Below are 6,976 nucleotides of genomic sequence, written 5' to 3'. Positions count from 1 at the left end.
TCGACGCCGGCGCGCTTGCGGCCGGTGTCGCACTCGACCACGACCTCGAGATTGCGCCCGGCGATCTCTGCTGCCTTCGGCAGGCCGGCGATGGTGACGGGGTTGTCAGCGGCAACGATCATGCGGACGCGCCTTTGCAAGGCGCCGAGGCGTCCGAGCTTCTCCTCGCCCAGAATGTTGTAGCTGATCAGGATGTCGTCGATGCCGCCATCGGCCATGACCTCGGCCTCGCCGAGCTTCTGGCAGGTGATGCCGCGCGCCCCGGCTGCGACCTGGAGCCGCGCCAGCTCGGGCGATTTATGCGTCTTGATATGCGGGCGGTTGGCGACGCCGGCGGCGTCGCAGGCGGCCTGGAGCCGAGCGATATTGGCCTCGACCTTGTCGAGGTCGATGACGACCGCCGGCGTGCCGTAGACGCGGGCGATCTCTTCAGCGAGGGCAGTCGTCACGGCAGCACCCGGACGATGACTTCGATCTCGACGGTCATGTTGTTGGGCAGCGAGCCCATGCCGACGGCGGAGCGGGCATGGCGGCCATTGTCGCCGAGCACGGCGACGAACAGGTCCGAGCAGCCATTGATGACCTTGGGATGCTGCGAGAAGTCGGGGGCGGCATTGACCATGCCGAGCAGCTTCACCACCTCGATCTTATCGAGCGAGCCGGCTGCCTTCTTCATCGCCGCGAGCAGGCCGAGACCGGTCTGCTTGGCGTGCTCATAGGCTTCCTCGATCGAGACGCCGGCGCCGACCTTGCCGGTCGGATAGGTGCCGTCGGCACGCTTGGGGCCCTGGCCGGAGAGGTAGATGAAATCGCCGACGCGCTTGAAGCTGACATAGGTCGCGACCGGGGTCGGCACGTCCGGCAGGGTCAGGCCCAATTCCCTGAGCTTGTCATCGGCACTCATGCGTTTCTCCCATCGTCTTTCAAATCGCGGACCAGATAGCGGGCCGCATCGTCATAGCTCGCAAGCTTGCGGGCAAGAGCTTCGTCATGCGCCTCGCGAAAGCCCTGGCGACGCCAGAAGCCGGCCGAGTTGCCGACGGCGACCAGAGCCATCCGGGCAAAGCCCGAAGCGCGGGCATGCGCCGCCAGCCGATCGACGCAGGCCGAGGCGGCGCCACCGCCGCGCGCCCCCGGCAGCAGAGCGAGATCATGGATGTAAAGGGCGTCGGCATCACCGGGCAAAGCGCCGAGCAGGCTATCGAGCGCCGGCACCTGCCCGAGCCGCCATGGATGGCTCAGCACATAGCCGCCGATCCCCTCCCCGCCCGGCAGCACGAGGCAACCGGCCGGATGGAGCGCGAGCCGTTCGGCGAAGACCGCCTCGCCCTCCGGATAATCCGGATGCACCTCGGCCGCCACGGCCATCACGGCCGGCAGGTCGGCGGCGGCCATGGCGCGCCAGGAGGATGTGGATGTGATCATCAGATCGACTGCGCGTCATGCTCGGGCCTGCCCCGAGCATCTCAGGCCGGAGGAGGCGCAAATTGGCGCCCTCTGGTCCAGAGATTCTCGGGTCTGCGCTACGCTTCGCCCGAGAATGACGCTTGCGCCTTACGCCGCCTCGACCTTCCTGAACTTGTTGCTGCGCTTGGGGTGCCACCAGGCGCCCTTCAGGACCACGCCCTCTGAGACGATTTTGCGATCGCCGATCAGGTGCTCGCCGACGACGTCGACATAATCGAACTTGCCTTCCTTGACGGTAAGCACGGTCGCGTCGCCGAGCGAGCCGACCTTGAGCGAGCCGTATTCCATCCGCTTCAGCGCCATTGCCGCGTTCACGGTCGAGGCGGCGATCACGTTGTTCAGGCTCATGCCCATGCAGAGGAACTTCGACATGGTGGTGACCTGGTCATAGGCAGGGCCGTTGATGCAGAGCTTGTGCACGTCGGAGGAGATCACGTCCGGCTCGAAGCCGTTGGCGAGCATGGCGCGGGTCGTCTTGAACGAGAACGAGCCCTTGCCGTGGCCGATATCGAAGATGACGCCACGCTTGCGGGCAGCCAGCACCTCGGGCTTCACCGTGCCCTGCGCGGTCGAGGGTGCGTTCGGGAACGGACGGAAGGCGTGGGTCAGCACGTCGCCGGGGCGCAGCATGCCGATGACTTCCTCATAGGACGGCGGCGGATGGTCGATATGGCACATCAGCGGCATGCCGACCTCGTTGGCGACCTGCAGCGCGATATTGAGCGGCACGGTGCCTGATGTTCCCGAGGCGTGCAGGCCGACACGGACCTTGATGCCGACGATCAGATCGCGGTTCTTGTCGGCGACCTCGACGCAATCGATCGGGTTCATCAGCCTGAGATCACCGCTCTCGCCGACCATGACGCGGTGGTCGAAGCCGTAGATGCCGGCATGCGAGACATGGAGATAGGCGAGGATGCGAGCCTGGCTCTTCTCGATGACGTGCTTGCGGAAGCCGGGCCAGTTGCCGGGGCCGGCCGAGCCGGTATCGACAGAGGTGGTGACGCCCGAGGCACGGCAGAACTCGTCGGCGTCGATGCCGAGCGAGGTGCCGCCCCAGTAGACATGGGTGTGCAGGTCGATCAGCCCCGGCGTGACGATGTAGCCGGAGACGTCGCGGACCTCCTTGGCTCCCTTCAGGTCTTTGCCGAAACCCGAGACCTTCCCGTCGGTGAAGGCAACGTCGATGACGCCGTCATGCTTCTGCGACGGGTCGATGACCCTACCGCCCTTGAGGATGAGATCGTGAGTCATGACAGCTCCCTGGGAAACCGGGCGGCGGATGCTTCGCATTCAGGCGAAACTGGCCGTATCGCCCTTCTGGATAACGGTAAAGACGGTCTTGAGACGCCCTCGCAGGCCCGGAATATAGAGCTGCGATATGGTCGGATCCTGGATCGGAACGTAGTCGGTCTTGCGATCCCGCTTATCGGCCTTGTGCGGATCACGATTGTAATAGGCGGGAAGCCCGCGCCCCTTATAGGCGTCGAGCCGGACATTGAGCCGGGCGATCACCAGCGAACCGCAATCGCCCCATTCATAGGGAATGGCGAAATAGAGCTTGGCGGCATAGGCGAGCCGCGACGAGCGGATACTCTTGGCGTAGCGCTGGATCGTGCCGTGGCGCTGCGCCGCCTGCTTCACCTTCACGAACACCTCGTAGTCCGCCCACCAGCAGCCGGAGGCGGCATCTTTCCAGCCTTTGGCGAAACGCTGCGAATCGCAGAAGCGGAAATAGTGCTGTCCGACATTGAGATGGATACGCTGGACATGTGACATGCCGCCGTTCTGAGGCCCGCTCGCGAGGCCGCGTGCGGCCATATTGTGGTAGGTGATGTCGGCCTGGTCAGCGGGGTCGTCCGAAACGAAGAATTTCTTGTTCAAGGGTTCGGCGGCCATGTCAGCACTCCTGTCGAGGCGCCGCATCCATCGCTCGACGAGCGGACGCGGCTTCGGGGAGCCCTTGGTCGGGTCAGGGACGGTTCCCGACTGCGTCCGGGGAATGCGGCGCATGCGCCGGCAGCGCTCACGCGATCACCGCGCCCTTGCGTTCGACGATCATGCCGTAGGTTTGCGGCTCGCGATGCTTCGCGAAATTGAAGGTCGAGTTCTTGTAGCTGTTGCCGAGGTCGAGATCGCAGCGCGCGACGACGAGTTCGTCATCCTCCGTCACCGCCTGCGCCACGACCTCGCCGGTCGGGGCGATGATGCAGGAGCCGCCGATCTGGTCGACGCCGGCCTCGAGCCCGGCTTTGGCGACGCCGACGACCCAGGTCGCATTCTGGTAGGCGCCGGCCTGCATGACGAGCTGATTGTGGAAATTGCCGAGCCGGTCGTGAGCGGGCGCCGGCGGATTGTGCTTGGGCGTGTTGTAGCCCAGCACGATCATCTCGACGCCCTGCAGCCCCATGACACGATAGCTCTCGGGCCAGCGCCGGTCGTTGCAGATCATCATGCCGAGCCGCCCGCCCATGGTCTCCCAGACCGGCCAGCCGAGATTGCCGGTCTCGAAATAGCGCTTTTCGAGGTTCTGGAAGACAGCATCCGGCCGATGCTCGGGATGCCCCGGCAGATGGATCTTGCGGTACTTGCCGACGATCTTGCCCGACTTGTCGACGATGATCGCAGTGTTGAAGCGGCGCTTGCGGCCATCCTCGAAAGCCAGTTCCGGATAGCCGAGATGGAAGCCGATGCCGAGCCGCTCGGCCTCGGCAAAGAGCGGTGCCGTCTCGTTCGAAGGCATGGCGCTCTCGAAATACCCGTCGATCTCGTCTTCGTCGTCCATCCACCAATGCGGGAAGAAGGCGGTCAGCGCCGCCTCGGGATAGACGACGAGGTCGCAGCCATTCGACTTCGCCTGGCGCATCAGCTCGATCATCCGGGCAACGGCAGAGCCGCGGCTCTCCTCGCGCTGGATCGGACCGAGCTGAGCTGCGCCGACGGTCAGGATACGAGGCATCGGAAGGCTCCTGCTGTGCTTGGTCGTTGCTCGAAGATGTTGCGCGAAGCGAACAGCGCTATCCTTGTGCGCCATTGCGCGAGTACGGGCGCGACAATACCGTCAGGCGTTCCCTCTGGGCTCGGTCCGGAAGCGCCGGCCGCGGCTGCCGAGGCAGCATCGAGCTGCGGATCAAGGCCATGGCCACGTTCAACGTCGTCCGCTTCCGCATCAAGCCCGGACGGGAGGTGGAATTCCTCGACGCCCACCGCCAGGGCAAGGCCAATTGGCCCGGCCTTGCGAGAGGCCACATCATCAAGACCGGCGACCACGCCTATTGCCTGATCGGCGAATGGGCGGACCTTGCTGCCCTGAAGGGCGCCCGCGACCAGATGATCGCGACGCTGGGCAGCTTCCGCGACACACTCGAGGACCTTGGCGGTGGCCTCGGCGTCACCGATGCGGTGTCCGGCGACGTCGTCCTTGACCTGCGCGCCTAGCACGCGGCCGCTGGCGCCATCATTGCAGGCAACAGCATTGCCAGGAGAATGAATTGGCCCAAAAGCGGGCCAATTCGCCAAGCGGATCGAGCTTCGACGAGGCCCGACGACAGCGCAGGACATGACGTCGAACCGCCTTCAGATGCTCTTGGCCAGGCGTGGATCGAGCGAGTCGCGCAATCCGTCGCCGAGCAGGTTCACAGCCAGCACGGTGATCGACAGGAACAGCGCCGGGAAGAAAACGATGTGCGGCCTGACCTGCCAGAGTGCCCTGCCCTCGGCCATGATGTTGCCCCAGGACGGGGTCGCCGGCGGCACGCCCGCGCCGATGAAGGACAGGATCGCCTCGATGATCATGGCGCTGGCGCAGATATAGGTCGCCTGCACCGTCATCGGCGCGATCGTGTTGGGCAGGATGTGCTTGATGATGATGCGCGGCACGCGGGCGCCGTTCGAGATCGCCGCCTCGACATAGGGCTGCTCGCGCAGGGAGAGCACGACGCTTCGAACAAGACGGGCGACGCGCGGGATCTCGGCGATGGTGATGGCGAGGATGACGTTGCCGACCGAACCGCGCGTCAACGCCATCAGGGCGATGGCGAGCAGGATCGGCGGGATCGACATCATGCCGTCGATGACGCGCATGACGATGCCGTCGGCCCAGCGCACGAAGCCGGAGAACAACCCGATCGCCAGACCCGCGACCGAGGCCAGGATCGCGACCGAGAAGCCGACGATCAGCGAGACCCGCGCGCCATAGACGACGCGCGAATAGATGTCCCGGCCGAGCATGTCGGTGCCGAACCAGTAGAGCTCGGACGGCACGCGCGTGCGCCGCGCCGTCGAGATCGCGGTCGGATCGACCGTAAAGAGCAGCGGCGCGAAGACGGCGATGAAGATCATCGCCAGCAGCAGGAAGCCGCCGATCGCGACCGAAGGGTGCTTGCGCAGATAGGAGCGCTTGGGCGGCTTGGCCGCGCCGGCTTCATCCGCCAGGGGCAGTGGGGCAGCTGGAGCGGTCAATAGCGTATCCTCGGATCGACGAGGGTGTAGATCAGGTCCACGGCCAGGTTCACCAGCACGTAGACGAAGGAGAAGATCAGCACGACGCCCTGGATGACCGGATAGTCGCGCCGCAGGATCGCATCGAGGGTCAGCCGGCCGAGCCCGGGGATGGCGAAGACGCTTTCGGTGACGACGGCGCCGCCGATCAGCAGCGCGACGCCGATGCCGATGATGGTGACCACCGGCACCGCCGCGTTCTTCAGCGAATGCAGGAAGAGCACGTCACGGCTGCCGACGCCCTTGGCCTGGGCGGTGCGGACATAGTCCTGCTGCAGCACCTCGAGCATGGTCGCGCGGGTAATGCGCGCGATCAGCGCGATATAGACCGTGCCCAGTGTGATCGAGGGCAGGATCAGGTTCTTGAACCAGGGCCAGATGCCCTGCGCGATCGGCGTGTAGCCCTGCACCGGCACCCAGTCGAGCTTGAGCGCGAAGACATAAGCGAGCAGGTAGCCGATCACGAAAACCGGGACCGAGAAGCCGAACACAGCGAAGCCGACCACGGCGCGGTCGACCCAGGTGCCGGCCTTCCAGGCCGCGATGACGCCGAGCGGCACGGCGATTGTCACCGCCAGGATCAGCGTCAGCACCATCAGCGACAAGGTCGGCTCGATGCGCTGGCCGATCAGTTGCGTCACCGGCAGCGAGGTGAAGATCGAGGTGCCGAGATCGCCCTGCAGCACCCGGAAGAACCATTCGCCGAAGCGGACCAGATAGGGCCGGTCGAGGCCCAGGCTGGCGCGGATGCGCTCGACATCGGCAGGCGAGGCCTGGTCGCCGGCGATCACGGCCGCCGGATCGCCTGGCGCGATGTAGAGGAGCGAGAAGACGAACAGCGCCACGAAAGCCATGACGGGGATCGTCGAGATAATGCGTCTGACGATGAAAGCGAGCATCGAACCCCTGAGTTGCCGCTGCTGGCGCCGAACTTGTCGGGATGGTGGTCCCGACAACTCCGGCGGGCTTGTTTGGAGCTGCGTCCCGGGGTGAGCCGGGCCGCAGGCTT

The 6,976-nt window shown here is 65.4% G+C and carries 9 protein-coding genes; 1 reads left to right on the top strand and 8 read right to left on the bottom strand.

What is annotated here, in order from left to right:
- The 6 genes from VGV58_RS08575 to VGV58_RS08550 all read right to left on the bottom strand — a co-directional run.
- Positions 1-449: alanine racemase (locus VGV58_RS08575; RefSeq protein WP_326873545.1), on the bottom strand; the 449-nt coding region annotated here is incomplete at its 3' end.
- Complete coding sequence (locus VGV58_RS08570) at positions 446-904, bottom strand: RidA family protein (protein ID WP_326873544.1); 459 nt, start codon at positions 902-904, stop codon at positions 446-448. The genes VGV58_RS08575 and VGV58_RS08570, both read right to left, overlap by 4 nt.
- Positions 901-1,425, bottom strand: a complete 525-nt coding sequence (locus VGV58_RS08565) for a GNAT family N-acetyltransferase (RefSeq protein ID WP_326873543.1) — start codon at positions 1,423-1,425, stop codon at positions 901-903. Before VGV58_RS08565 ends, VGV58_RS08570 begins: the two co-directional genes overlap by 4 nt.
- A 129-nt stretch (positions 1,426-1,554) precedes the next feature.
- Positions 1,555-2,721, bottom strand: a complete 1,167-nt coding sequence (locus tag VGV58_RS08560; protein ID WP_326873542.1) for an amidohydrolase/deacetylase family metallohydrolase — start codon at positions 2,719-2,721, stop codon at positions 1,555-1,557.
- Positions 2,722-2,760: 39 nt separating this feature from the next.
- Positions 2,761-3,366, bottom strand: a complete 606-nt coding sequence (locus VGV58_RS08555; protein WP_326873541.1) for a hypothetical protein — start codon at positions 3,364-3,366, stop codon at positions 2,761-2,763.
- A gap of 127 nt (positions 3,367-3,493) precedes the next feature.
- Complete coding sequence (locus VGV58_RS08550; protein WP_326873540.1) at positions 3,494-4,426, bottom strand: N-carbamoyl-D-amino-acid hydrolase; 933 nt, start codon at positions 4,424-4,426, stop codon at positions 3,494-3,496.
- Between the two features lie 179 nt (positions 4,427-4,605).
- On the opposite strand from VGV58_RS08550, the gene VGV58_RS08545 reads away from it, so the two are divergent.
- Entirely contained in the window at positions 4,606-4,905 is a 300-nt protein-coding gene (locus VGV58_RS08545; RefSeq protein ID WP_326873539.1) for an antibiotic biosynthesis monooxygenase family protein, read from the top strand.
- Between the two features lie 138 nt (positions 4,906-5,043).
- On the opposite strand, the gene VGV58_RS08540 is transcribed toward VGV58_RS08545, so the two are convergent.
- Together VGV58_RS08540 and VGV58_RS08535 are read right to left on the bottom strand one after the other, a co-directional pair.
- Entirely contained in the window at positions 5,044-5,907 is an 864-nt protein-coding gene (locus tag VGV58_RS08540) for an ABC transporter permease (RefSeq protein WP_326873597.1), read from the bottom strand.
- A gap of 17 nt (positions 5,908-5,924) precedes the next feature.
- Positions 5,925-6,866, bottom strand: a complete 942-nt coding sequence (locus VGV58_RS08535; RefSeq protein WP_326873538.1) for an ABC transporter permease — start codon at positions 6,864-6,866, stop codon at positions 5,925-5,927.
- Between the last annotated feature and the right edge of the window lie 110 nt (positions 6,867-6,976).

The organism is Allobosea sp. (assembly GCF_035944895.1).
Classification (GTDB): Bacteria; Pseudomonadota; Alphaproteobacteria; order Rhizobiales; family Beijerinckiaceae; genus Allobosea.
This window is presented reverse-complemented; position numbering and strand designations above follow the sequence as displayed.

Coding starts and splice junctions, on each gene's coding strand:
- VGV58_RS08570 (WP_326873544.1), bottom strand. CDS start 904: ATGAGTGCCGATGACAAGCTCAGGGAATTGGGCCTGACCCTGCCGGAC.
- VGV58_RS08565 (WP_326873543.1), bottom strand. CDS start 1,425: ATGATCACATCCACATCCTCCTGGCGCGCCATGGCCGCCGCCGACCTG.
- VGV58_RS08560 (WP_326873542.1), bottom strand. CDS start 2,721: ATGACTCACGATCTCATCCTCAAGGGCGGTAGGGTCATCGACCCGTCG.
- VGV58_RS08555 (WP_326873541.1), bottom strand. CDS start 3,366: ATGGCCGCCGAACCCTTGAACAAGAAATTCTTCGTTTCGGACGACCCC.
- VGV58_RS08550 (WP_326873540.1), bottom strand. CDS start 4,426: ATGCCTCGTATCCTGACCGTCGGCGCAGCTCAGCTCGGTCCGATCCAG.
- VGV58_RS08545 (WP_326873539.1), top strand. CDS start 4,606: ATGGCCACGTTCAACGTCGTCCGCTTCCGCATCAAGCCCGGACGGGAG.
- VGV58_RS08535 (WP_326873538.1), bottom strand. CDS start 6,866: ATGCTCGCTTTCATCGTCAGACGCATTATCTCGACGATCCCCGTCATG.